The 24,663-nt window shown below is 66.5% G+C and carries 21 protein-coding genes; 8 read left to right on the plus strand and 13 right to left on the minus strand.

Going from position 1 to position 24,663, the window contains the following annotated elements:
- The first annotated feature begins 7 nt into the window (after positions 1–7).
- Positions 8–412, plus strand: a complete 405-nt coding sequence (locus IFT63_RS13950) for a hypothetical protein (protein WP_042613719.1) — start codon at positions 8–10, stop codon at positions 410–412.
- 368 nt (positions 413–780) lie between these two features.
- Here IFT63_RS13950 and IFT63_RS13955 read toward each other — a convergent pair whose 3' ends face one another.
- From IFT63_RS13955 to IFT63_RS13985, 7 genes are all read right to left on the minus strand, one after another.
- A complete protein-coding gene (locus IFT63_RS13955; RefSeq protein WP_080335134.1) occupies positions 781–1,881 on the minus strand; it encodes an NADH:flavin oxidoreductase/NADH oxidase in 1,101 nt (366 codons plus the stop codon).
- A 141-nt stretch (positions 1,882–2,022) separates the two neighbouring features.
- On the minus strand, positions 2,023–2,832 hold the full coding sequence (locus IFT63_RS13960) for an NAD-dependent protein deacetylase (protein ID WP_192084714.1): 810 nt from the start codon (positions 2,830–2,832) through the stop codon (positions 2,023–2,025).
- Positions 2,833–2,876: 44 nt separating this feature from the next.
- Positions 2,877–3,290 carry an acyl-CoA thioesterase gene (locus IFT63_RS13965; RefSeq protein WP_192084716.1) on the minus strand — a complete coding sequence of 138 codons (414 nt, stop codon included), beginning with the start codon at positions 3,288–3,290 and terminating at the stop codon, positions 2,877–2,879.
- A 144-nt stretch (positions 3,291–3,434) separates the two neighbouring features.
- Positions 3,435–4,454: a ribonucleotide-diphosphate reductase subunit beta gene (locus tag IFT63_RS13970; protein ID WP_042613716.1), complete on the minus strand. Its 1,020-nt coding sequence runs from the start codon at positions 4,452–4,454 to the stop codon at positions 3,435–3,437.
- 63 nt (positions 4,455–4,517) lie between these two features.
- A complete protein-coding gene (locus IFT63_RS13975; protein WP_042613715.1) occupies positions 4,518–6,914 on the minus strand; it encodes a ribonucleoside-diphosphate reductase subunit alpha in 2,397 nt (798 codons plus the stop codon).
- A 618-nt stretch (positions 6,915–7,532) separates the two neighbouring features.
- Entirely contained in the window at positions 7,533–8,633 is a 1,101-nt protein-coding gene (zapE, locus tag IFT63_RS13980; RefSeq protein ID WP_192084718.1) for a cell division protein ZapE, read from the minus strand.
- Positions 8,630–9,304 carry an alpha/beta fold hydrolase gene (locus tag IFT63_RS13985; RefSeq protein ID WP_042613713.1) on the minus strand — a complete coding sequence of 225 codons (675 nt, stop codon included), beginning with the start codon at positions 9,302–9,304 and terminating at the stop codon, positions 8,630–8,632. The genes zapE and IFT63_RS13985 overlap by 4 nt, the downstream gene beginning before the upstream one ends.
- Positions 9,305–9,349: 45 nt before the next feature.
- Between IFT63_RS13985 and IFT63_RS13990 the strand changes: the two genes are divergently transcribed.
- The 3 genes from IFT63_RS13990 (at position 9,350) to IFT63_RS14000 (ending at position 11,148) form a co-directional block, all read left to right on the plus strand.
- The gene (locus IFT63_RS13990; RefSeq protein ID WP_042613712.1) at positions 9,350–10,207 is read left to right on the plus strand and encodes a hypothetical protein; all 858 of its coding nucleotides are present in this window, start codon (positions 9,350–9,352) and stop codon (positions 10,205–10,207) included.
- 161 nt (positions 10,208–10,368) lie between these two features.
- Entirely contained in the window at positions 10,369–10,530 is a 162-nt protein-coding gene (locus tag IFT63_RS13995; RefSeq protein WP_161793568.1) for a hypothetical protein, read from the plus strand.
- Positions 10,531–10,644: 114 nt separating this feature from the next.
- On the plus strand, positions 10,645–11,148 hold the full coding sequence (locus IFT63_RS14000; RefSeq protein WP_192084952.1) for a DUF3011 domain-containing protein: 504 nt from the start codon (positions 10,645–10,647) through the stop codon (positions 11,146–11,148).
- 47 nt (positions 11,149–11,195) lie between these two features.
- On the opposite strand, the gene IFT63_RS14005 is transcribed toward IFT63_RS14000, so the two are convergent.
- The 3 genes from IFT63_RS14005 to IFT63_RS14015 all read right to left on the minus strand — a co-directional run bounded on the left by IFT63_RS14005 (position 11,196) and on the right by IFT63_RS14015 (position 14,102).
- Positions 11,196–12,638 carry an ExeM/NucH family extracellular endonuclease gene (locus IFT63_RS14005; RefSeq protein ID WP_192084720.1) on the minus strand — a complete coding sequence of 481 codons (1,443 nt, stop codon included), beginning with the start codon at positions 12,636–12,638 and terminating at the stop codon, positions 11,196–11,198.
- Positions 12,639–12,755: 117 nt separating this feature from the next.
- Positions 12,756–13,274 carry a c-type cytochrome gene (locus IFT63_RS14010; RefSeq protein WP_042613709.1) on the minus strand — a complete coding sequence of 173 codons (519 nt, stop codon included), beginning with the start codon at positions 13,272–13,274 and terminating at the stop codon, positions 12,756–12,758.
- A gap of 222 nt (positions 13,275–13,496) precedes the next feature.
- On the minus strand, positions 13,497–14,102 hold the full coding sequence (locus IFT63_RS14015) for a TetR/AcrR family transcriptional regulator (protein ID WP_192084722.1): 606 nt from the start codon (positions 14,100–14,102) through the stop codon (positions 13,497–13,499).
- A 144-nt stretch (positions 14,103–14,246) separates the two neighbouring features.
- On the opposite strand from IFT63_RS14015, the gene IFT63_RS14020 reads away from it, so the two are divergent.
- The 3 genes from IFT63_RS14020 to IFT63_RS14030 are packed head-to-tail and all read left to right on the plus strand — an operon-like array spanning position 14,247 to position 19,039.
- On the plus strand, positions 14,247–15,410 hold the full coding sequence (locus IFT63_RS14020; protein WP_042613707.1) for an isovaleryl-CoA dehydrogenase: 1,164 nt from the start codon (positions 14,247–14,249) through the stop codon (positions 15,408–15,410).
- Between the two features lie 9 nt (positions 15,411–15,419).
- The gene (locus tag IFT63_RS14025; protein WP_192084724.1) at positions 15,420–17,030 is read left to right on the plus strand and encodes a carboxyl transferase domain-containing protein; all 1,611 of its coding nucleotides are present in this window, start codon (positions 15,420–15,422) and stop codon (positions 17,028–17,030) included.
- Between the two features lie 26 nt (positions 17,031–17,056).
- Positions 17,057–19,039 (plus strand): acetyl/propionyl/methylcrotonyl-CoA carboxylase subunit alpha, encoded by a 1,983-nt coding sequence (locus IFT63_RS14030; RefSeq protein ID WP_192084953.1) that lies wholly within the window; start codon positions 17,057–17,059, stop codon positions 19,037–19,039.
- Positions 19,040–19,362: 323 nt separating this feature from the next.
- Here the strand turns inward: IFT63_RS14030 and IFT63_RS14035 are convergent, their stop codons facing one another.
- Positions 19,363–20,535: a putative peptide maturation dehydrogenase gene (locus tag IFT63_RS14035; RefSeq protein ID WP_192084726.1), complete on the minus strand. Its 1,173-nt coding sequence runs from the start codon at positions 20,533–20,535 to the stop codon at positions 19,363–19,365.
- 132 nt (positions 20,536–20,667) lie between these two features.
- Here IFT63_RS14035 and IFT63_RS14040 point away from each other — a divergent pair, with 132 nt between their 5' ends.
- A complete protein-coding gene (locus IFT63_RS14040; RefSeq protein WP_042612290.1) occupies positions 20,668–20,970 on the plus strand; it encodes an NHLP-related RiPP peptide in 303 nt (100 codons plus the stop codon).
- Here the strand turns inward: IFT63_RS14040 and IFT63_RS14045 are convergent.
- A complete protein-coding gene (locus tag IFT63_RS14045) occupies positions 20,925–23,462 on the minus strand; it encodes a putative peptide modification system cyclase (RefSeq protein ID WP_192084728.1) in 2,538 nt (845 codons plus the stop codon). The two genes, IFT63_RS14040 and IFT63_RS14045, sit on opposite strands and share 46 nt — an antisense overlap.
- Positions 23,463–23,474: 12 nt before the next feature.
- The gene (locus IFT63_RS14050; protein ID WP_192084730.1) at positions 23,475–24,518 is read right to left on the minus strand and encodes a GGDEF domain-containing protein; all 1,044 of its coding nucleotides are present in this window, start codon (positions 24,516–24,518) and stop codon (positions 23,475–23,477) included.
- Between the last annotated feature and the right edge of the window lie 145 nt (positions 24,519–24,663).

Raw genomic sequence — 24,663 nt, forward strand, 5'->3', positions numbered from 1 at the left:
CGGTCAGGTGCAGGCTGAGGCCGAAGGTGCGCGTCACCTGCAACACGGTGGCGAACTGGGTCGGGCGTCGGCCGGTCAGCTCGCGTCGCAGCTGGCGACAGGACACGCCACTTCGCTGTGGGAATCCGCGAACGCCTTGTGCGTGCGCGATGGCCGCCAGCGTGCGGTCGATGATCTGCGCGTCGCCGTCGCTTTCAATGATGCAGGATTACAGCAGCGCGGCAACGGCAGCCGGATGGCGGAAGCGCGAAGCGAGTTCGAGCAGTTCGAAGGTGGTCTTGTGCGCGGTGTTATCTGCGGCATCTGGCGGGCGGGGGTGGATGGCGTGGAATCGGCCTGGGCGTTGTCGAGCACCGGTGACCTCGCAGCGTGGAAGGCCACCTGCGCGGGAGCGCAAGGTGGCGGACGGTGAGGGTAGCAGTGCCGGCCAGATGGTTCCCCATGGACAACGGGTGGATCAAAGATCCCCACGCACCGCCCGCCGTACAAGCGGCAGAACAGTGCATTCTCTGACTCCCTTTTCGGAGCGAACAGAGTGGAAAACATCATCGGGAGTCGGGACTGCTATCCCGGCTGGGGCGACTGGCACCAGCGGGACTATCGTGCGCAGCCGGGGCTGATCGCGTCCATGAGGGAATCTGTGTTTTTCCGGCAGGAGCCAGGGCAAGGGCATGACGGCCAGCGGCCGTCACTACCGGAAGCGTGAGCGTGACGACCAACGGTCGTCGCCTACCAGGAGCCAGGGCACGAGCATGACGGCCAGCGGCCGTCACTACTGGGTCAGCGCGTTTCGAAGACGCCGCGGGCTTCGCGCGGTTCGCAGCGCAGGTACTGCGGGGCCGGCACCACGCTGTCGCCCAGTGCGGCGGCGGCGTGCCACGGCCAGCGCGGGTCGTACAGGATGCCGCGTGCCAGGGCGATGGCATCGGCGTGGTTGTGGCGCAGGATCGACTCGGCTTGGTCGGGCTCGGTGATCAGGCCCACGGCGATCACCGGCATGCGGCCCTTGGCCTTGATCGCCGCAGCGAACGGCACCTGGTAGCCCGGACCGATCTCGATCTTCTGGCGTTCGTCCAGGCCACCGCTGGACACATGCAGGAAGTTGCAGCCGCGCGATTCCAGGATCATCGCCACGGTCTCGGTCTGGGTGATGTCCCAGCCGCCGGCGACCCAGTCACTGGCCGAAATACGCACGCCCACGGCGATCGACGGCGATACCGCCGCACGCACCGCGTCGTACACCTCGATCAGCAGGCGCATGCGGTTCGGCAGCGGGCCACCGTAGCCATCGGTACGCTGGTTGCTCAGCGGCGACAGGAACTGGTGCAGCAGGTAACCATGCGCGGCATGCAGTTCGATCAACTGGATACCCAGGCGCTCAGCACGACGTGCGCTTTCGGCGAAGGCTTCGACGATGCCGGCGATCTCGGCTTCGGTCAGTTCGTGCGGGGCCGGGTTGCCGGCGTGGAACGGGCGCGGCGACGGCGCGACCGGCGTCCAGCCGTTGTCGTCATCGGCAGGAATCTGCTTGCCGCCTTCCCACGGGCGCGACACCGAGGCCTTGCGACCGGCATGGCCGAGCTGGATGCCGATCGGCATCGTCGACCAGCGGCGCACCGTCTGCAGCACCTTGTCCAGCGCGGCTTCGGTGGCGTCATCCCACAGGCCCAGGTCGGCATGGCTGATGCGGCCGCGCGGCTCGACGGCGGTGGCTTCCAGGATCAGCAGTCCGGCGCCGGACTGGGACAGGTTGCCCAGGTGGATGGTGTGCCAATCCGTGGCCTGGCCGTTTTCGGCGGAGTACTGGCACATCGGCGCGATCACGATGCGGTTGGGCAGGGTCAGGGGCCCGAAGGTGACGGGCGACAGCAGCTGGCTCACGTGGGGGATTCGCAGGGGGAAAAAGACAGGGGGCTATTGCAGCGCCGATGGGGTTGGAGATCAAGCGCTGTGTTGGAACAGGGTTTTTTGGTGGGGATGAAGAGCGTGACGACCAACGGTCGTCACCCACCACGGCGGGTGTCACGATGCTGCCAACCACGGCGCCAGGGCTTCGGCGCAGTCGCGCTCGTCCTTGAAGGCGAGCAGTTCATCGGCACGGGTGCGGCCCCGGTTCAGTGCTGCCACCGGCAGCCCGGCCTTGGCCGCGGCCTGCACGAAGCGGAATCCCGAATACACCATCAGTGAGGAGCCCACCACCAGCACCGCATCGGCGCGCTGCAGGTGGTCATGCACGGCCGCGACGCGTTCGCGCGGTACGTTCTCACCGAAGAACACCACGTCCGGCTTCAGCAGGCCGCCGCAGTGCAGGCAGTCCGGCACGTTGAAGGCGGAGAAATCGGTCTCCAGGTCGGCATCGCCATCCGGTGCAATGCCCGCTTCCAGCGCGTCCCAGCCGGGATTGGCCGCCATCAGGCGCTGCTGCAGGTCCTCGCGGCTGCTGCGCTGTTCGCAGCCCATGCAGCGCACGCGGTCCAGCCGGCCATGCAGGTCGATCACGTTGGCACTGCCGGCACGCTGGTGCAGCACGTCCACGTTCTGGGTGAGCAGCACTTCCAGCTTGCCGCTGGCTTCCAGCGCGGCCAGCGCGTGATGGGTGCCATTGGGCACGGCGTGGCCGAAGCGCGGCCAGCCGACCAGGCTGCGTGCCCAGTAGCGCTGGCGGGTCGCCGGTTCGGCCATGAAGGCCTGGTAGGTCACCGGCGGGGTGCGCTTCCATTGGCCATCGGCATCGCGGTAGTCCGGAATGCCGGAGGCGGTGCTGCAACCGGCGCCGGTCAGCACGAACAGGCGGCGGGCGCGCGCGATGAAGTCGGTCAGCGGCTGGCTCATACCCGCTCAGATGGGGGCAGCCCGGCCAACGTGCAAGCACCGGCTCAGGCGTCCGGCGTGGCCTCGGGCAGCGGCGGGACGGCGGTGGGATGGCCTTCGTCGTCCAGCGCAATCATCACGAAGTGCCCGCGGGTGCACAGCTTGCGCTCGCCGTTGTGCAGGTCCTCGGCGATCAATTCCACCTGCACTTTCATCGAACTGCGGCCAACTTCCACGATACGGCCGATGGTTTCGACCATCTGGCCAATGCGGATCGGCAGCTTGAAATCGACCTGGTCACTGCGCGCGGTGACCACGGTGCGGCGCGAGTAACGCGCGGCGGCCAGGAACGCGGCCTTGTCCATCCATGCCAGCGCCTGGCCACCGAACAGGGTGCCCATGTGGTTGGTGTGGTTGGGGAAGACGATCTCCGCCATGCGCACTTCGATGGGCGGCACGGTTTCGGGCTGGGCGGTCATGGGGGTACCGGCATGAGAAAGGGACGGAGCGATTATGTCGCATCCGTCCCTTTTTCGTGTCGCACGTTGACGGCCAGCGGCCGTCACTACCCCGCTTCGCTCGCCAAGCATGGCTCGGCGCCACCACGGTGAGGCGTTACCGGATCAGAAGGACATGTCGAAGGCGACTTCGCCCTTCACGCCAACCTGGTACGCCGAGGAACGGCGTTCGAAGAAGTTGGTCAGCTCCTGCACGTCCTGCAGTTCCATGAAGGACAGCGGGTTGCGCACGTTGTACTTCTTCTCCATGCCCAGGCGGTGGAAATGGTTGTCGGCGCAGTGCTGCAGGTACTGGCGCATGTCGCGGGTGGAAATACCCGCCACGCCGCCGGACAGCACGTCTTCGGCGAACTGCACTTCGCACTCGATCGCTTCGGCCAGCATGTCATACACCTGCTGCTTCATCGCATCGTCGAACAGGTCCGGCTCTTCTTCGCGGATCACGTCCACGCACTCGAAGGCGAACTCCATGTGCGCGCTTTCATCGCGGAACACCCAGTTGGTACCCGATGCCAGGCCGTTGAGCAGGCCACGCGAACGGAAGTAGTACACGTAGGCAAACGCGGCGAAGAAGAACAGGCCTTCGATGCAGGCAGCGAAGCAGATCTGGTTGAGCAGGAACTGGCGACGCTGGTCGCGCGTTTCGATCCGGCGCAGGTCCTGGATGGAATCGATCCACTTGAAGCAGAAGTCGGCCTTCTTCTTGATCGAGTCGATGTTCTCCACCGCGGCGAAGGCTTTGACGCGCTCATCCGGATCCGGCAGGTAGTTGTCCAGCAGGGTCAGGTAGAACTGCACGTGCAGCGCTTCTTCATACAGCTGGCGCGACAGGTACATGCGCGCTTCGGGCGCATTGAGGTGCTGGTACAGGTTCAGCACCAGGTTGTTGGACACGATCGAATCGCCGGTGGCGAAGAACGCGACCAGGCGGTGGATCAGATGGCGGTCGGCCGGCGACATCTTCGAATGCAGGTCGCTGATGTCGATCTGGAAGTTGATCTCTTCCACCGTCCAGGTGTTCTTGATCGCGTTCCGGTACATCTCGTAGAACTGCGAGTAGCGCATCGGACGCAGGGTCAGTTCGAAACCTGGGTCGAGCAGCATCTGGGTGGGTTTATCAGCCATGGTGATTCCTGGTTTACGGGTGAAAACGCCGGGCAGGGCCCGGCGCTACAACGTTGCGGCGTATTACTGGCACGCCTCGCAGCTTTCCGGATTTTCCAGCGAGCAGGCGATGGCATCGACCGGATCGACGGCGGCCACGTGGCTGCTGACGGTGGTCTTGGCGATCTTGGTGGCCGGACGCGAACGCAGGTAGTAGGTGGTCTTGATGCCCTGCTTCCAGGCGTACATGTACATGGACGACATCGCGCCGATGTTCGGGCTTTCCATGAACAGGTTGAGCGAGGCGGACTGGTCGATGAAGGCGCCACGATCGGCGGCCATGTCGATCAGCGAACGCATCGGCAGTTCCCACGCAGTGCGGTACACGTGGCGCAGCGTTTCCGGGATCTGGGCGATGCCCTGGATGGAACCGTCGGCCAGCTTGATCGCATCGCGCATTTCCGGCGTCCAGTGGCCCAGCTTCTTCAGCTCGGTCACCAGGTAACGGTTGATCTGCAGGAAGTCGCCGGACAGGGTCTCGCGCTTGAACAGGTTGGACACCTGCGGCTCCACGCACTCGTAGCAGCCGGCGATGGAGGCGATGGTGGCGGTCGGGGCGATCGCGATCATCAGCGAGTTGCGCAGGCCGTGTTCCTTGATGCGCTCACGCAGGGCGTCCCAACGCGCGGTGTCTTCCGGCACCACGTTCCAGGCATCGAACTGCAGCTCGCCGCTGGCCGCACGGGTGTCGGCGAAGGACGGATGCTTGCCGCGTTCCTGGGCCAGTTCGACCGAGGTTTCCAGTGCATGGAAGTAGATGCTTTCAGCGATCTTCTTCGACAGCGCGCGGGCTTCGGCACTGTCGAAGGCCAGGCGCTTGCGGAAGAACACGTCCTGCAGGCCCATGCAGCCCAGGCCGACCGGACGCCAGCGCAGGTTGCCGCGGCGTGCCGATTCGATCGGGTAGAAGTTCAGGTCGATCACGCGGTCCAGCTGGCGGATCGCCAGGCGCACGGTGTCGGCCAGCTTGTCGAAATCAAACTCGCCGTGGGCGTCGAAATGGTTGCCCAGGTTGATCGAGCCCAGGTTGCACACCGCGGTCTCTTCGGCCGAGGTGACTTCCAGGATTTCGGTGCACAGGTTGGACAGGTGGATCACGTTGCCCGGACGCAGGGTCTGGTTGCTGGCGCGGTTGCACTTGTCCTTGAAGGTCATCCAGCCGTTGCCGGTCTCGGCCAGGGTGCGCATCATCCGCGAGTACAGCTTGCGTGCGGAGATGGTGCGGTTGGCCTTGCCCTGCGCTTCGGCCTGCAGGTACGCCGCTTCGAAGGCGTCGCCGAACAGATCGGTGAACTCGGGGACCACGCGCGGATCGAACAGCGACCATTCCTGGTCGGCCTCGACGCGCTTCATGAACAGGTCCGGGATCCAGTTGGCCAGGTTCAGGTTGTGCGCACGACGCGATTCGTCGCCGGTGTTGTCACGCAACTCGAGGAAGTCCTCGATGTCGGCGTGCCAGCTTTCCAGGTACACACAGGCCGCGCCCTTGCGCTTGCCGCCCTGGTTCACCGCGGCAACCGAGGAGTCCATGGTCTTCAGCCACGGCACGATGCCGTTGGAATGGCCGTTGGTGGATTTGATCAGCGAGCCACGCGAACGCACGCGGGTGTAGCTGACGCCGATGCCGCCGCTGAACTTGGACAGCTGGGCGATGTCGCCGTACTTGGAATAGATGGATTCCAGCGAATCCTGCGGTGAATCCAGCAGGAAGCACGAGGACAGCTGCTCGTGGGTGGTGCCCGAGTTGAACAGCGTCGGCGAGGACGGCAGGTAATCCAGGTTGCCCATGCGCTTGTACAGCGCCAGGGTCTCGGCCACGTCTTCGCTCAGCGCGCTGGCGATGCGCAGGAAGAACTGCTGCGGGGTCTCGATCACCTTGCGGGTGTGCGGATGGCGCAGCAGGTAGCGGTCGTACAGGGTACGCAGGCCGAAGTAATCGAAGTTCAGGTCCAGCGTCGGATCGATCGCATCGTTGAGCTTGCGCGCGTTGATCTGCACGAAGCCCAGCAGGCGGTCGTTGATCAGGCCCACTTCGTGGCCACGGCCGACCGACTGGGAGAACGCGTGGATCTCCTGGTTGGACACTTCCTTGGCGATGAAGTTGGCCAGCAGGCGCGCGGCCAGGCGGCCGTACTCGGGCTCTTCACCGATCAGCAGGGCGGAGGTGCGGATGGACAGCTCGTCCAGCTCCTGCGTGGTGGCACCGTTGTACAGGCCGGAAATGGTGCGGGTGGCCACGCGCATCGGATCGACCGAATGCAGGCCTTCCGAGGAACGCTGCACCGCGCGGACGATCTTGTTCAGGTCCACCAGCTCGGTCGTACCGTTGCGCTTGGTCACACTCATGGTGTTGGCAGTCGGCGGCGACGTAAGCAGGAACTCGCTTTCCTTGTCGATGGTGGCACTGTTTTCGGTGGTCACGGCGGTGGTCCTCTGGGCGTGAGATGGGATGCACGGCGCGCCTAGGCAGGCACGTTCCGGTGCGGATCAATCCAAGGATGAAAGAGAGGTGTCGCATACGGCGCGACAGCGACGGAAAGCCCGCACACCGCACCCTGCAAAACCTGTCATCCGATCAGAGATCACGCAGCCAGCGCCGCACATGTGCACATGCGGCTGTCGGCAAGACGGAAAGGCTCCCGAAAGTACCGTTGCGGGGCAGTGCCGGAGTCCCTGCATGCAGGGGTCCAGGCTTCCCGTCCGTGCCCTCGACTTGTGGTCGAAGACACCGACGGCCACAAGATAGTGGGGGTAAGAGGGTCCGTCAACGCCAAATGTAGGGATTTCTCCTAATCCCTTGTGGCGCAAGGACCAGCGGTTTCGGGCCCGCCCCGCAGGGGCGCTACCCGCCAGAAACGGGTGCGCAGTCAAGGCCGAAGAGCACCCTTTTGATGTGACAGCGGGTCACGATCAACGCAACACTGACCCTCACGCAGCGTGCACGAAACTGGCTGGGCACCCAAAAAGGGGACGGAGGGGATTAAGGCGCAAATGACCGCCTTCTGGCCAATTGCGCCTTAATCCCCTCCGTCCCCTTTTTCAGGCTTTGTGCGCGGTGCCCAGGTATTCGGCGCTCTGCATTTCGATCAGGCGCGAGGCGGTGCGCTCGAAGGCGCCCTGCAGGCGGGTGCCGGTGTAGAGCTCGATCGGCGAGGTGGTGGCGGTGCAGACCAGGTTGACGTGGCGGTCGTACAGTTCGTCGATCAGGTTGACGAAGCGCCGCGCGGCGTCTTCGTTGTTGCGGTCGAAGGCGGGGATGCCGCCCAGCAGCACGGTGTTGAATTCCTGCGCGATCTCGATGTAGTCCGAGGGCCCGCGTGGGCCTTCGCACAGCGCCGGGAAATCGAACCAGGCGATGCTCTTGCCGCGCCCGCGCACCGGGATCTTGCGGCCCTCGATCTCGATGTTGCCGGCCTTCGCCGGCTGCCCGCCGCTCAAATCGGCCCAGCGCGTGCCCAGCCACGCATCGCTGTCGGCGGCCAGCGGCGACCGGTACACCGGCGAACGCGTGAGCGCGCGCATGCGGTAGTCCTCGGTGCCTTCGGCGTACAGCTCCACGCAGTAGCGCTGCAGCAGGTCGATCGCGGGCAGGAAGCTGTCACGCTGCAGGCCGTTGAGGTACAGGTTTTCCACCGCCGTGTTGGAGGTCGTCACCAGGGTCACGCCCTCGGCGAACAAGCGTTCCAGCAGGCGCGCCAGCAGCATCGCATCACCGATATCGGTGACGAAGAATTCGTCCAGCACCAGCACGCGCAGCTTGCTGCGCCACTCCTGGGCGATCTTCGCCAACGGATCGCTCTGCCCCTGGTGTTCGCGCAGGCGTTCATGGATGCCGCGCATGAACCGGTGGAAGTGCGTGCGGTACTTCTGCTGGATCGGCAATCCGTCGTAGAACAGGTCTACCAGGAAAGTCTTGCCGCGGCCCACGCCACCCCAGAAATACAGGCCCTTGACTGCTTCGGGCTTCTTGAAGAACGACGACAACCGGTCCAGCCAGCCGTCGTCGGCATCTTCCAGCAGCGCCAGATGGATGCGGTCCAGTTCGGCCAGCGCGGCGTGCTGGGCCGGGTCGTCCTGCCATTCGCCGCGCGCCACGCCCTCGGCATAGCGCCGCGAAGGGGTCATCACCGCCTCGCTCATGCCGCCGGATCCGCTTGCAGCGGCAGCCAGCGCTTCACCCCGTGGGTGATCGCCCCGCGCAGGTCGATCAGCTTGCGGTGGAAGAAGTGGCTGGTGTCGGGCATGCGCACCAGCTCGTGCGGTGCGTCCACGGTCTCCAACCAGTCATACACCGCCTGCGGATCGACGATCTCGTCCTGCTCGCCCTGGATCACCAGCCACTGTGCCGGCGGCTGGATGCCACCGAAGTCCCAGCGGCCGGCCGGCGGGGCGATCGACACCAGCGCCTGCGGCTGCACCTCGGCGGTGACTTTCAACGAAACGAAGGCACCGAAACTGAAGCCCACCAACCACACCTGGTCGTCCGGGCGCTGTTCGCGCACCCAGGCCACCACGGCCTTCAGGTCGTCCTGTTCGCCGTTGCCGTGGTCGAAGCGGCCGGCCGATCCGCCGACACTGCGGAAGTTGAAACGCACCGTCGCCACGCCAAGGTCGCGCAGCGCATTGGCGGCCATGGTGACCACCTTGTTGTGCATCGTGCCGCCCTCGGTGGACAGCGGGTGGCAGACGATGGCGGTCACCGGCTGGGCCGGCACCTCCGGCTTGGGCAGATCAACCGCTACGTCCAGCGGACCGACCGGTCCGGCAAGCACGAGGGTGTCCGACTGCGGGGGGAAAGGAGGATTGCGCATGGCAACATGATAGCGTCCCCCACCCGTCCCCTGCTCCCGGCCCCCATGTACTTCCTCGTCTTCGCGGTGATCTGCAGCGTGCTGGTGTCGGTGATGCTGAAGCTCGCACGTCGCCAGCAGCTGGACGTGGGCCAGATGGTCACCTGGAATTACCTGGTGGCCGCAGCGATGACCGGGCTGGTGCTGCGCCCGCCGCTAGCATCGCTGCACTCCAGCCACGCCCCGTGGGCCGCGCTGCTGGCGCTGGCGGTGATCCTGCCGGCGATCTTCCTGGTGCTGGGCCGCGCGGTGGCGGCGGCCGGCATCGTACGCAGTGATGTGGCGCAGCGATTGTCGCTGCTGCTTTCGCTGCTGGCCGCGTTCGCGTTCTTCGGCCAGACCGCCACGCCGTGGAAGCTGGCAGGCCTTGGCCTGGGCCTGGTAGCGATGCTGGCCATCAGCCTGCGCCCGCGCGGGCCGGGTGCGGAGGCCGCGCCGGCAGGCTGGCGCTGGCTGCTTGGGGTATGGTTCGGCTTTGCGGCGGTGGACATCCTGCTGAAGAAGGTCGCGCTGTCCGGCACCCCGTCGATGGCCGCACTGCTGATGTGCTTCTGCCTGGCTTTCCTGCTGATGCTGGCCCTGCAGCTAGTGCGGCACGCCCGCGGCCGCACCCGGCTGGCGTGGCGCAACCTCGGCGCCGGTGCCCTGCTCGGCCTGCTCAACGGCGGCAACATCCTGTTCTATGTGCATGCACACCAGGCCCTGCCCGACAGCCCGGCCACCGTGTTCGCCGGCATGAACATCGGCGTGGTGGTGCTGGGCGCGCTGGTCGGCATGTACGGTTTCGGCGAGCGCACCAGCGCGTGGAACCGTGCAGGCTTGGCGCTGGCCGTGCTGGCGATCGGCCTGATCGCGCTGGGGTGAACGGCGTGCTGCCATGCCGCGTGGGATCCGATCACGCTGCATCAAACGCTAAACAATCTTTGAACCGAGCGGATCCGACTGTGCGCTGCTTCACGGTAGTGACGCCACTGGCTCCTTGCTTCTCTTTATGGTCACGGCTCACCTTGATCTGGAGAAGATTGATGAAACGCCTCATTACCTGCTGCGCCCTGCTGGCACTGGCCAGCCAACTGTCCGCTTGCAGCAGCCACGGGTACCACCACGCGCAACGCGACAACTCCATATCGGTTCCCATCGACGGGCATAGCGACCCCAGCCGCAGCATCCGGGTCCAACAGGACTGATCCGGCGCGGCACGCACGGACGATGGCCTGCGTCGCCGCCATCGATCCTCCACCTTGGGAGTTCATTGCATGAAAAGTCACCTGAATCGCGGTGCCGCTACGTTGTTGACCGGCATGGCAGCGCTCGGAGCCCTCTGTGCCGCCGCACCTGTCGCTGCCCAGCAGGCCGCTGCCAGCACAGCAACGTTGGAGAAAGGCCAGTCCGGCGAGGTCTCCCTGCAACGCGATGAGCCCCTGCGCCGGGCCGGGCCAGAAGCAGGACGCGCACGCCCCAGCTCGCCCTGGGCAGCGCAACCTGCGCACCCGGTGTCCCCGGCTCCCGCGTATCCGGCAGAACCCGGGCAGCCGTACGATCCGCACAGTTACACGCGCCCGGCGCACCCCCATGGCGGGCACGCCGGCAGGGGGCAGCCCTACCCGGATGTGGCGCTGCAGCGCATCAGCTGCAGCAGCATCCACCAGCGCTACACACGCTGTCGCACAGGCCCTGCCGGCCGTGTGTGGCTGGCCGAACAGCACTCTGGTTCACCCTGCATGGAAGGTCGCGACTGGGGCAGCACCGGGGACGGCATCTGGGTCAACAATGGTTGCCGTGCCACGTTCAATGTCGAGCGCTGAGTTGTAAGCCAGGGCATGTGCCGGACCGATCCGGCACATCCCGGTCATCAGCGGTCGAAGCCCAGCAGCAGGGGGTCGTGGTCCGAGCTGCGCCACGGCCCCGCACCGTTGCGTTTGGCATAGCCGCCAGCATCCATCTCGTCGGCATTGATGTGCCACTCGGCCGCGCCTGACAGTCGCTTGGCCATGCCGGCGTTGAGCAGCGCGTGGTCCAGCCGCCCGCTGTAGCCGTTGTAGACATAGCTGTAAGGACGCTCCACCCTGGCCAGCGCGAAAGCGTCCTGCCAGCCGGCGCTGCGCAGCGCGCGGATCGGATCCTCCATCGCATAGGCATTGAAGTCGCCCAGCAGCACGGCATCCCGCGTGCCGGTGCCGGTCGGATCGCCCTGCATCCAGGTATTCAACTGCTGGGCCGATGTCACCCGCGTGGCATTCCAGCAGCCCTGGCCGTCATCGTGGTCGGCATCGGCGCCACTGGCATCGCGGCAGCCCTTGGACTTGAAATGATTGGCGACCACCATGAAGGGCGCACCGCCCTTGGCCTGGAAGGCCTGCGCCAGCGGCACCCGGCTATGTTCGACGAAGGTACCGCCTTGCAGCGTGGCCGGCTTGCCGAGCGCGGTCAGCCGGCTGGACCGGTAGATGATGCCGACCCGGATCGGATTCTCGCCCGGGCCGTTGCCGGCATCGACGAAGCGCCAGTCAGCATGGCTGCCGGGGGCGGCATTGATCGCATCCACCAGCGTGGCAATGGCCGACTGCGGGCCGTAGCCATCGTTCTCCAGCTCCATCAGCGCGGCCACGTCAGCGTCCAGCGGGGCGATGGTGGCGATCAGCTTCTTCAGCTGCGCGTGGTGCTCTTCCAGCGTCCTGGCGCCCCGCAGGGTGGGGAAGCTGCCGCCCTTGCCGTCGCCATTGAAGAAATTTTCGAGGTTGAAGGCGGCCACCTTCAGCGAACCGTCCACCTGCGGCACCGCCGGGCGCTGCAGCGAAGGCAGGGCGAGCGCGCGACCCAGCTGCAGGCTGGGGCGGCCTTGTGCGTCCACGCGTACCCGACCTTCCACGCCGCGCAGCTGCATGCCGGTGCGCAGCACCGCATCGGCAGCCAGGTACGGCACCTGCTGCGGATCGCGGGCATCGCTGCCGTCGTCCAGCAACAGGCGCCGGCGCTGGTTGTCGGCGATCACCTGGCTGTAGCCGGCGCTGCCGGGCACGGCCACTTCGGTCGGCTGCCACAGGCGGCCTTCGAAGGCCACGGTGAGCTGGCCGAAACGCTCCAGACCGTCAGTGCCGGCCAGGGTGAGCGGGGCGGCGATGCGGACGTACTTGCCATCCAGTGCACGCCAGTCGCTGGGCGCACGGGCAAGGGTGATCGTCGCGCCGTCGGCGCTGGCCAACTGGCCGGGCATCGCCTGCGGCGCGGGCTGCGGCTGCGCGAAGGCGGGGGAAACGGACAAGGCCACGGCAAAGGCAAGCAGGCAACGACGCATCGACAACGGCTCCAGACGGTTACAGCGGCAACGGAAGGGACAGGTCGCCACTGTAACCACAAAACATGAAAGCCTGATGCGTCATGGGACCAGCGGCCACAGGCGGCATGGTTCACCCTATTTCAGGTTGCCGATCATCCAGTCGACCGTGGCGTGGATCTGCTCTTCGCTGAGCGCAGGGTTGCCGCCCTTGGGTGGCATGATGCCGCCATCCGGGCCGGTGTAACCCTCGATAGCGTGCTTGTAGAGGGTTTCCTTGCCCTGCGCGATGCGCGCATCCCAGTGCGAATGATCCAGCGTGGGGGCCAGGCCGACACCGGTGGTGTGGCAGGCGGTGCAGAGGTTGTCGTAGATCACTTTGCCGTCGGTGGTGCCGCCGTAGGCCACCTGCGAGGCGGCCTTCGCCAGCGCGGCCGCCTGGGCTGCCGCCTGCGCCGACGCACCGGTGCTGCCGGCGTAGACCGCGCCGGACGGGGCGATGCGCTGGCCGGTCCGCAGCACAGCCGTGGGCGATACCTCGGCAGGAATCCGGGTGTGCAGCCAGGCGGCCAGGAAGATCAACCCCAAGGTAATCACGGCCAGCAGGCCGATGACCATGGAAAAGCGTTTCAGGAACTCAAGATCGTGATTCCGCACTCTTCGTTACCCCTGGCTGATAGTCGATGGACCACGGCTGAGCGTATGAGCCTGCTGCCCGAGTATAGAACGGGCCTCGCCGGGGACAACAGCGCAGTGCAGCATGGATGGCGGAGGCCAGGCCGCTGCGCTCGCCGAGCGTGGCTGGGCGCTACCCCTTGCAGGCATGTGACGACCAACGGTCGTCACCCACCAGAAGGGTCGTCAGCGACCAAACCGTGATCAGCCGCCGGCGGCGCGCAGGCAGAACGCGCTGATCGAGTCAGCCAGGGCGTGCTCGTCGCGATGGGCCTGGCGGCTGGGCGCGGTCGGGCCCACCAGGGCTTCGGTGAAGGCACCGACGATGCAGGCCGCGGTGACGTCTACGTCCTGCGCGGGGAACGCGCCGCTGGCAATGCCGTCCTGCACCAGCCGACGGAACACGTCGCCGAAGCGCCGCCGCCCGCGCATGCGCTCGGCTTCGACTTCCGGGTCGACCGGTTCGACGATGAAGGCATGCGCCAGCCCGGGCCCGGCCAGCGCGCGCCGCACGAAAGCGGTGATCGCCAGCCGCAGCCGCTGCGGTGCCGGTTCAGGGCCGGCAGCGATGCCTTCCAGTATCTCGACTTCGTGCTCCACCGCCGCGCTCAAGACCTCCACGAACAGTTCGGCCTTGGACGGGAAGTGGCGGTAGATCAGCCCGGTGGACACCCCCGCCTGGGCCGCAACGGCAGTGACCGGCGCATTGCGGTAACCGCCCGCCGCGACCAGTTCACGGGCCGCCAGCAGGATCCGCTCGCGCGCTCCGGCCATCCGTTCTTCCATCAGCGGTGAGCGTTTGTAAGCCATGGGGTGATTGTAGATTCAATTTTTGAACTTGCGTTCACTTTTTACTTGATCCGGGCTAGTCTGGGGCCATCGCCCGCGCAGGTTCCTTGCCTGCTCCCCTCCGGTGCGCCCCCCTACCCGCCGCCTGTCCGTGGAGTCGCCCGCATGCACGTTCCATCCCTGAATTTCGACCTTGGCGAAGACATCGACCTGCTGCGCGACAGCGTGGCCCAGTTCGCTGCCGCCGAGATCGCGCCGTTGGCCGCCCACGCCGATGAAACCAACCAGTTCCCGCTGGCGCTGTGGCGCAAGCTGGGCGAGCAGGGCCTGCTCGGCATGACCGTCGAAGAGGAATACGGCGGCACCGGCATGGGCTACCTGGCCCACGTGGTGGCGATGGAAGAGGTCTCGCGTGCCTCCGGCGGCATCGGCCTGTCCTACGGCGCGCACTCCAACCTGTGCGTGAACCAACTGCGCAAGAACGGGACCGAAGCGCAGAAGCAGCGCTTCCTGCCCGGCCTTTGCAGCGGCGAGCTGGTCGGCGCGCTGGCGATGAGCGAGCCCGGTGCCGGTTCGGACGTGGTGTCGATGAAGCTGCGCGCGGAGAAGCGGGGCGACCGCTACGTGCTCAACGGCAACAAGATGTGGATCACCAACGGCCCGGATGCCGACGTGCTGGTGGTGTATGCCAAGACCGATCCAGACGCCGGCGCGAAGGGCATCACCGCCTTCCTGGTGGAAAAAGGCATGAAGGGTTTCAGCACCGCGCAGAAGCTGGACAAGCTGGGCATGCGCTCCTCGCCCACCAGCGAACTGGTGTTCCAGGACTGTGAAGTACCGGCAGAGAACGTGCTCGGCCAGGAAGGCAGTGGCGTGCGCGTGCTGATGTCCGGTCTGGATTACGAGCGCGTGGTGCTGTCCGGCGGCCCGCTGGGGCTGATGGCCGCGGCGATGGACGTGGTGATGCCGTACGTGCACGAGCGCCACCAGTTCGGCGAAGCGATCGGCAGCTTCCAGCTGATCCAGGCCAAGATCGCTGACATGTACGTGGGCCTCGGCGCGTGCCGTGCTTACGTCTATGCGGTGGCGCGCGCCTGCGATCAGGGCCGCACCACCCGCCAGGATTCCGCCGGCGCCATCCTGTACGCCGCCGAGAAAGCCACCTGGCTGACCGGCCAGGCGATCCAGATCCTGGGCGGCAACGGCTACATCAACGAATACCCCACCGGCCGCTTGTGGCGCGACGCCAAGCTGTATGAAATCGGCGCGGGCACCTCGGAAATCCGCCGCATGCTGATCGGTCGCGAACTGTTCCAGCGCACGCTGTAAGGGCCTTCCATGAGCACTCTGAACACTCAGCTGCAAGCCGGCAGCGAAACTTTCGAAAGCAACCGCAGCGCCATGCAGGCGGTGGTCGATGACCTGCATGCCACCTTGGCGCGTACCGCGCTGGGCGGCAGCGAGGCGGCACGCAACAAGCACACCGCGCGCGGCAAGCTGCTGGCGCGCGAACGCATCGATGCGCTGCTGGATGCCGGCAGCCCCTTCCTGGAAATCGCCCCGCTGGCGGCGCACGGCATGTACGAAGACGCGGTGCCCTGCGCCGGCGTGGTGGCCGGCATCGGCCGGGTGAGCGGCGTGGAATGCGTGATCGTGGCCAACGATGCCACGGTCAAGGGCGGTACCTATTATCCGATGACGGTGAAAAAGCACCTGCGGGCGCAGGAGATCGCCGAACAGAACCGCCTGCCGTGCATCTACCTGGTCGATTCCGGCGGTGCGTTCCTGCCGCTGCAGGACGAGGTGTTCCCGGACCGCGACCACTTCGGCCGGATCTTCTACAACCAGGCCAACCTGTCCGCCCAGGGCATCCCGCAGATCGCCTGCGTGATGGGCAGCTGCACCGCCGGCGGCGCCTACGTGCCGGCGATGAGCGATGAAACGGTGATCGTGCGCGAGCAGGGCACCATCTTCCTCGGCGGCCCGCCGCTGGTGAAGGCCGCCACCGGTGAAGTGGTCAGCGCCGAAGACCTCGGCGGTGCCGACGTGCATACGCGGCTTTCCGGCGTGGCCGACCACATGGCCGACAACGACCTGCAGGCGCTGGCCCGGGTGCGCGCGATCATCGCCCAGCTCAACTGGCGCAAGCCGGAGCCTGCGATGGCGCTGCAGCCGGTGGAAGCGCCGCTGTTCCCGGCAGATGAGCTGTATGGGGTGATCCCGGCCGATACGCGCAAGCCGTTCGACGTGCGCGAAGTGATCGCCCGGCTGGTGGACGGATCGCGGTTTGACGAGTTCAAGCCGCGCTACGGCAGCACCCTGGTCACCGGCTTTGCGCACCTGCACGGTTACCCGGTGGGCATCATCGCCAACAACGGCATCCTGTTTTCCGAGTCCGCGCTGAAGGGCGCGCACTTCATCGACCTGTGCACCCAGCGCAACATCCCGCTGGTGTTCCTGCAGAACATCACCGGCTTCATGGTGGGCCGCAAGTACGAACAGGGCGGCATCGCCAAGGACGGTGCGAAGCTGGTGATGGCAGTGGCGTGTGCGAAGGTGCCGAAGTTCACGGTGGTGATCGGCGGTTCGTTCGGTGCCGGCAACTACGGCATGTGCGGCCGCGCCTACTCGCCCAATTTCCTGTGGATGTGGCCCAACGCACGCATCGGGGTGATGGGCGGCGAGCAGGCCGCCAGCGTGCTGGCCACGGTCAAGCGCGATGGCATCGAAGCCAAGGGCGGTGCCTGGGCCGCCGACGAGGAGGACTCCTTCAAGGCGCCGATCCGCGACCAGTTCGAACGACAGGGACACCCCTACTACGCCAGCGCGCGGCTGTGGGATGACGGCATCATCGATCCTGCCGACACCCGCCGCGTGCTGGCCCTGGCCTTGTCGGCCAGCCTCAACGCCCCGGCCCGCGAGACACGCTTCGGCGTGTTCCGCATGTGACCTGCGCCATGACCGAGCCTTCCATGATGTTCACCAAGATCCTGATCGCCAACCGCGGCGAGATCGCCTGCCGCGTCATTGCAACCTGCCGCAGGCTGGGCATCGCCACGGTGGCGGTGTACGCCGATGCCGACCGCAATGCGCGTCATGTGCGGCTGGCCGACGAAGCCATCGCGATTGGTCCGGCACCGGCGGCGGAAAGCTACCTGCGTTCCGATGTAATCCTGGAGGCGGCCCGCCGCAGTGGGGCCCAGGCGATCCATCCCGGCTACGGGTTCCTGTCTGAAAACGCGGCCTTCGCTGACGCGTGCGCGGCTGCCGGCGTGGTGTTCATCGGTCCGCCAGCCAGCGCCATTCGCGCGATGGGTGACAAGAGTGCGGCCAAGGCGCTGATGCAGCAGGCCGGCGTGCCGTTGACCCCGGGCTATCATGGCGACAACCAGGACCCGCAGTTCCTGCGCGAACAGGCCGATGCGATCGGCTACCCGGTGCTGATCAAGGCCAGCGCCGGTGGCGGCGGCAAGGGCATGCGCCGGGTGGACGACAGCGCGGCCTTCATCGAGGCGCTGGCCAGCTGCCAGCGCGAAGCGCGTTCGGCCTTCGGCAATGATCACGTGCTGGTCGAAAAGTACGTGCTGCGGCCGCGCCATATCGAGATCCAGGTGTTCGGCGATGGCCATGGCAACGTGGTGCACCTGTTCGAGCGTGACTGCTCGGTGCAGCGCCGCCACCAGAAGGTGCTGGAAGAAGCACCCGCCCCGGGGATGACCGCCGAGCGTCGCGCTGCGATGGGCAAGGCCGCGGTGGATGCCGCGCGCGCGGTGGGTTACGTGGGCGCCGGCACAGTGGAGTTCATCGCCTCGCCGGAGGGCGATTTCTACTTCATGGAAATGAACACCCGGCTGCAGGTGGAACACCCGGTGACCGAGTTCATCACCGGCACCGACCTGGTGGCCTGGCAGCTGCGCGTGGCCGCCGGCCAGCCGCTGCCCAAGCGCCAGGACGAGCTGGCCATCCACGGCCATGCGCTGGAAGCACGGCTGTATGCCGAGGACGCCGACAAAGGTTTCCTGCCCTCCATCGGCACGCTGCGCCACCTGCGCCTGCCGCTGGAAAGCGCGAACGTGCGCGTGGATACGGGCGTGGAACAGGGCGACACCATTACCCCCTTCTACGATCCGATGATCGCCAAGCTGATCGTCTGGGACGTGGACCGCGAGGCCGCGTTGCGGCGCATGCAGCAGGCGTTGGCGGACTGCCAGGTGGTGGGCGTAACCACCAATGCCGGCTTCCTGCGTCGGCTGGTGGGCACCGGTTCGTTCTCGCAGGCGAAGCTGGACACCGCGTTGATCGAACGCGAGCAGGATGCGCTGGCCGCACCCGCGGCGGCCGATGCATCGCTGTGGACGCTGGCGGCGGTTTCCGCGGCGGTGACTACGCCGAGCGCAGCGGTTGATGCGCGCGATCCGCGCTCACCGTGGCAGGCACAGGACGGTTGGCGGATCGGCGCTTCAGCCTCGCGCCTGCTGCCGCTGCAGCAGGGCGAGCGCCAGCACACGCTGCAGGTGTGGACACAGCCGGGCGGCTGGCGGGTGCAGCGCGATGCCGAGCCGGCGCAGCAGGCGAGTGGCCGCTTCGCCGACGGCCAGCTGGACGTGACGCTGGATGGACAACGGTGGCGTGCGGGCGTGCTGCGCGATGCGGGCCAGGTGTACCTCTTCACCCCGCAGGGGCAGCAGCGCTTCACCGTGCATGATCCGGTAGGCGAGTCCGAGCAGGCCACGGCGGATGCCGGCAGCCTGCTGGCGCCGATGCCGGGCAGGATCGTCGCCACGCTGGTGGAACCGGGCAGCAAGGTCAGCCGCGGTACGCCGCTGGTAGTGCTGGAGGCGATGAAGATGGAGCACACCCTGGCTGCGCCGGCCGACGGCACCGTGCACGGGTATCGCGCGAAGGCTGGGGAACAGGTAGGCGACGGCGCGGTGCTGGTGGATTTCGAGGCTATTTAGCGCTACGTCAGAAGCGGCGAGGTCGTGGGTTGGCGGGCGGGGTGGGTTGGCGGGGGACGGCAAAAGCCGCTCCTGCGGGCCTCGTTTCGCGCCATCCATGGCGCTCAACGCCCCCGCCAACCCACCCCACCCCGCCTTGGACAGGTCCATGGGGGCCATGGAACCTTCGGTCCTGGTAGCGCCGAAAGCAGCGGCAGGAGCCGCTGCCAACGTCGCCTGCGACGGCCCGAAGGGTGCCGGTCAGGACGACCGGCATACCCATGGTCGGCGGATGGTGTCAGGGCACGGAACGAAGAGCCGCCGAGCATGGCTCGGCGCTACCGTTATCGGGGTTGCTTGCCGTTGATCCAGATCCGTTCTGCGGGATCGAATTCGGTGGTGGTCAGCTGCTGCGCGCGCCAGCCGATGCCACACATCATCACCGGGCTGGACGCCATCCCGTCCAGTTTCAACGTGTCCTCGATGTCGAACTCGTTGATCGCGGCCGTTACGTAGGAGGCGACCCCCTCGAGGGTCGCACTGATCGCAAGCTGCTGCGACAGGTGGCCGGCATCGAGCAGGATCGCCCGGTACGCCTTGGGGTGGCTGCGGTACTTCCAGAAATTCCTGGAAAAACGCGCCACCTGGATCAGGTGCAACGCGGCATCGACGAACCAGTCCTGGCCCGCAAGCATCAGCCGGACGCGGGCATCAAGGTCGGCCGGCTGGTCGGCCAGGCGGCGCAGCGAGTGGCTGATCGGATCGTAGTGATGGATGCCATTTTCCAGGCCCTCCACGTTGCGTACCACCGCATAGGTTTCCAGCGGATGCAGGCCCCCGCCGGAGGGAATGTTCTTCTTCAGGATCTGCATGTCCGGGGCGGGCTGGATCACCGCGTGTGCCATGATCGTGCGCTTCAGTATCCTCGCTGCGGTCTGCAGCGGCAGCGCGCGGTCCGGATCGAAATTGCGGCAGGTGACCCGGCGCGACATCAGTTCATCGAAGTCCTCATCCACGGCGACCGGCAGCGGGATGGGCGTGCCTTCGTGGTGGCTGACCGCCGCCGGGGGCGGGCCGTAACGGCCATGCAGTTCCACCGCGGTGACCAGGTTGTTGCTGCGCATTTCATGGGCGCTGTCCACGCCCCTCCAGCGCCCCGCGCGATGTGCCAGCGCCGTCAGCGGCCACCCGTTCAAGGCCCGCACGCGCGCATCGGCGTCGCCGAAGCCGGCGGCGTTTTCTTCATCGCTGATCACCAGGCCTTTGGCGATCAATCCGCGCAGGATCTGCTCGCAACCCTCGTAGGCGTCGGCTTCGCTCCACTCTTCCTGTGGAATCCTGCCCAAGGCGCTGACCTCCTCTTCGCTCAGCGTGACCGGCTCATCCAGATGGCCGGCCAACGCCTGCCATGCCAGGAAGGTCTGCAGCTCGGCGCGTCCTTGCAGCACGGACTGCAGATCCAGTCCACGGTCTTCCTTGACCTGCATCATGAGGATGGAACAGCGGCGGAAGCGCATGAAGATGTCCAGCAGGAGGCTTGCACAATTCTAGGCTGCAACCCATCGCGCCGATGCAGCCATCCTCTGCTAAACCTCTGCACGGATATGCCGCTATAGCCTACTTGAGCCAACCCAACCAGGACGACGACCATGGCAACTCCCCCCGCACGTACCCCGCTGACGCCGGCACAGGCCGCCACGCTGCTGGACCGCCTGCAGAGCGATGACGCGTTCCGTTCCGCGTTCGCGGCAAGCCCGACCGAGGCACTTGCTGGCCTCGGTGTTGTCGCCGACCTCACCGGACCGGTGTGCGATCCGGTGCAGGCGCTGGCCAGCAAGGAAGAGTTCGCTTCGGTATCGCAGCAGCTGCAGGCACATGTCGCCCTGCGCGGCTCGTTCGATGTGCCTTACTGCTTCGAAGCCGGCAAGGTCCAGGAAGCATTGGAAGGCTGAGCCGCCACGGCCAGCGCGGCCGGCCCACGGGCCGGCTGTCCGCGTGGGTCGTGACTGTCGCGCACGTTCAGTGCCTGCAGGATGTAGTTGCCGTTGTCTTCGGCATAGGCCAGGCCACGATGGCGCGCGAGCCATTTCTGTTCGACCAGCGCGCTGGCGGCATCGTCCATCGCAAGATAGGCGTCGCGCAACGCGGCATGCACCTGGTAGAGCTCGCGTCCGTCGACCATCGGCTTGAGCATCGCCAGCGCGCGCTCCGGATGTCCATCAAGGCGGGCCTGCGTTGCTTCGACGATCACCAGCATCTGCGCCGAGCGATCACCGCCGCGCGTGGCGATCTGCCGCTTGATGAGCGGCAGCAGGTTGCCGAGTGAGTGCTCGCCTCGCTGTGCCACGTAGGCGGTTGCGGCCACGATGAACGCCACTTCCTGCTGGTCCGGAACGGCCACCTCGCCATCCAGTTCATGCAGCAGCTTCAGGATGTCGTGCCGATACCCGCGGTGCTGCACCCCGCCCATGCCCTGCAGGTTCTTCACCACCACGTCGACCAGGGTGCACATGACCTCTTCGCCGCAGCCATCACGCAGGGTCTGCAGGCCTGCTATCGCACTGGACGCATCGTTGGCGTCCACCAGCACCGCAGCGCGTTCGAGCTGCTGGCCCATGTTGGCGGCCTGCACGTCCTTGATATTGGCCAGCGCGGCGGGCATGTCACCCTCCACCGCATACACGATCCCCAGGCGGGTGCTGGCGGTACGTCCGGCCAGCGTATTGGCGGTGCGGAAGTGGCGCCGCGCGGTGTCGTGGCGGCCGATCGCCAATTCGATACGGCCGACGAAATCATGGGCCACCGATCGCATCGGATTCTGCGTGGCCAGCAGGCGACGGGCCGCGTTCAGGGCATTGGTGTAGTCGCCCAGCGAGTACAGCGCGCGCGCTCGATTCATGTAGCCGGCGTAGTAGTCCGGGTACAGATCGGTCAGCATCTTCCATTTCGCGGCAACTTCGCTGATCGGTGCACCGTCGAGCTGCTTTCCCCAGGCTTCCAGGTACAACACGTCGCGCGGGGGCAGCCGTTCGCGCAGCGCCACTGCGCTGCGGTACGACGCCATGGCCTGGTTGACCTCGCCGCGCGCCATGTGGATCCGCATCCTGCCGACGTGGGCGAAGGCGAATTCCGGGTCGAGCTTGAGCGCCTGCTCGAAAAACTGCAGTGCCTCACTGTAACGCCGGTCTGCCAGTGCGTTGCTGCCTTCGGCGTAGGCGCGAAGTGCATCCAGGTTCGGCGTGATGACCTGCGGCAGCGGCAAGGCATTGCTGTGCACGTCGGAAAGGGCTTCACCCAGGCGCGTGCGCAACGAGGCGACGACGGTATCGGTGGAACGCAGCGCAGACTCCAGCCCACGTCCGTCCGCATACTCGGTGAACACCGTGACTCCATCGCGCGGTTGCACCACTTCCACCGCCACGCGCAGGCGTCCGTTGACCTCGGCGATGGAAGGAATCAGCACGGCACGGGCGCCCTCGCGGATCGCCACTTCCACTGCCGCCTTCCTGTCCAGCGGAGCATCGGGATTGCGGCGCATGCGTGCTTCGGTGTCACGCACCTTCAGGTCGCTGAGCACGTTGACGTAGCGGGATTGTTCAAGGCTGACCCGCAGGGCCAGGTCCATCGAATCATCCAGCAGGCTGTTGCCGGTCATATTGCGTACGTCGGCCAGCACCACCCAGTCGCGCTCGGCGAAGGCGATCGCCGGCTGCGGCCGCAGCAGCAGCCAGCCCCCCAGCACCAGCATCACCGCGAACATCGCTTCGGCGGCCATCGCCATCGGCCGGCGCCAGAACGGGATATCGCGGATCGCCTTGGGCGTGGGACGCGGGCGACCCACCGCCGGGACGTCCTCGGAAACGACCCCATACACGTCCATCGGCTGCGCCACGCCCTTGAAGCGCCAGCGCCCGTACGACTTCCACTTCAACCCCTTGCCGACCTCCCCCAGGCTGTCGGCAACCCGGCGCACCATCGATTCGGCGGTGGCCGACAACAGCACCTGTCCCGGCCGCGCCAGCTGCATCAGGCGCGCGGCCATCGGCTTGGCCAAGCCCTCCACCTCAACCGGCTTGGACCCCAGCGCGACCGCTTCGGCACTGTTGTTCCACAGGATCACCTCGCCAACGTGCAGGCCAGCGCGCGCCAGCAGTGGCACCTTGTTGGCCTGGCCGAGCTGGCGCAGCGCCTGCTGGTAATCCAGCGCGAAGCCCAGCGCATCCACCGGCCGCTCGAACAGCACGAACAAGCCGTCGGAGCGGTCGATCTGCTGGCCGCGCCAGCGCTGCTGCATCGCCAGTACCAGCCGGTCGTGCTGCTGGAACAGTTCGGCAGCGGCGGCATCGCCGATGCGCTCCACCAGCGTGGTGGAATCACACAGGTCGGTGAACAGCAGCGCGCGCAGCTGCGGGACGTGGGAGGTCGCTTCCGTGCCACCGTTCATGGGAATCTCCGCTCAGCCGGTTTCGACGACGTCGTGCGGCCAGCACAGCCGGTCGCCGCCATCCCGCTTGGCCTGGTACAGCGCGCGGTCCGCGGCGGCGTACCACTCGCTCCAGTCGGCGGTGGGGTGCACCAGGCTGGCGCCGATGCTCAGCAAGCACACGTGCGGGGTGCCGTGGCTGCGTTCGATCAGGCCATGCACGGCCGTCAGCACGAACTCGGCGGCATGCTGCACGATCTCCGCGTTGGCACGGCGCAGCAGCAGGCAGAACTCATCGCCGCCCAGCCGGCAGGCCAGGTCTTCGGTACCGGCCATCGAACGCAGGATATTGGCCACGCTCTGCAGCACGCGGTCGCCGGCCTGGTGGCCGAACTCGTCGTTGATCTGCTTGAAGCGGTCGCAGTCGATCAGCAGCAGGCCCTGCGCCGGGCCGTCTTCGTGCGCCCGGCATTCCTGCAGGTACAGCGCCAGTCCGCGCCGGTTGTGCAGCCCGGTCAGTTCGTCGGTCCGCACCAGTTCGCGCGTATCGCGGAGCTGGTGGGTGGTCACGTACAGGTTGTCCAGTGCGGTTTCAAGATCATGGTTGCGGCGCCGCAGCTGGCTGATCAGCGCCTGTTCGTTGCCCACCACGCGCATGATGGTACGGCGCAGGAAATAGGCGATCAGGCCGGGCTCGGTTTCCACCAACCGATGGAAATCGACATGGCCCAGTTCCAGCACATCGGTATCGCAGGTGGCGCGCGCATCGGCGCTGCGCAGGTGGTCACCGATCAGCAGGCCGAGCTCGCCGAAGAACTCGCTGCCCGCCAGGCGCTTGAGCACCAGGTCTTCGCCGAAATCCAGTTCGATCTCGCCTTCGGCGATGACGAACATGCTGCTGCCGCGGTGGCCGCGACGGAACAGGCAATCGCCTGCGCGCAGGGTGCGACGGTGGGCGAAGCGGGCGAACAGGTCGAACTCTTCCGGGCTGAGGACGGCGTGCACGATCTCAGCCATCGCCGTGGTGGCAATGCCTGAGCGTTCCACCCCGTCTACGACCGCACCCCTGCCAGTCATTCCCCTGCCCTGCCGATCAGACTTCCCATCCTGAGGTGCGGAGCATATCACCGCTTGCAACTGTGCGCTGCGTCCCATTTTCCTGCATCCGTGCGTGGAATATCAGGGGGTTGAACGCGGGCTGCGGGTGGGAGCGGCCAGGGGT

The sequence above is a fragment of the Stenotrophomonas sp. CFBP 13724 genome (assembly GCF_014841975.1).
Taxonomy (GTDB): Bacteria; Pseudomonadota; Gammaproteobacteria; order Xanthomonadales; family Xanthomonadaceae; genus Stenotrophomonas; species Stenotrophomonas lacuserhaii.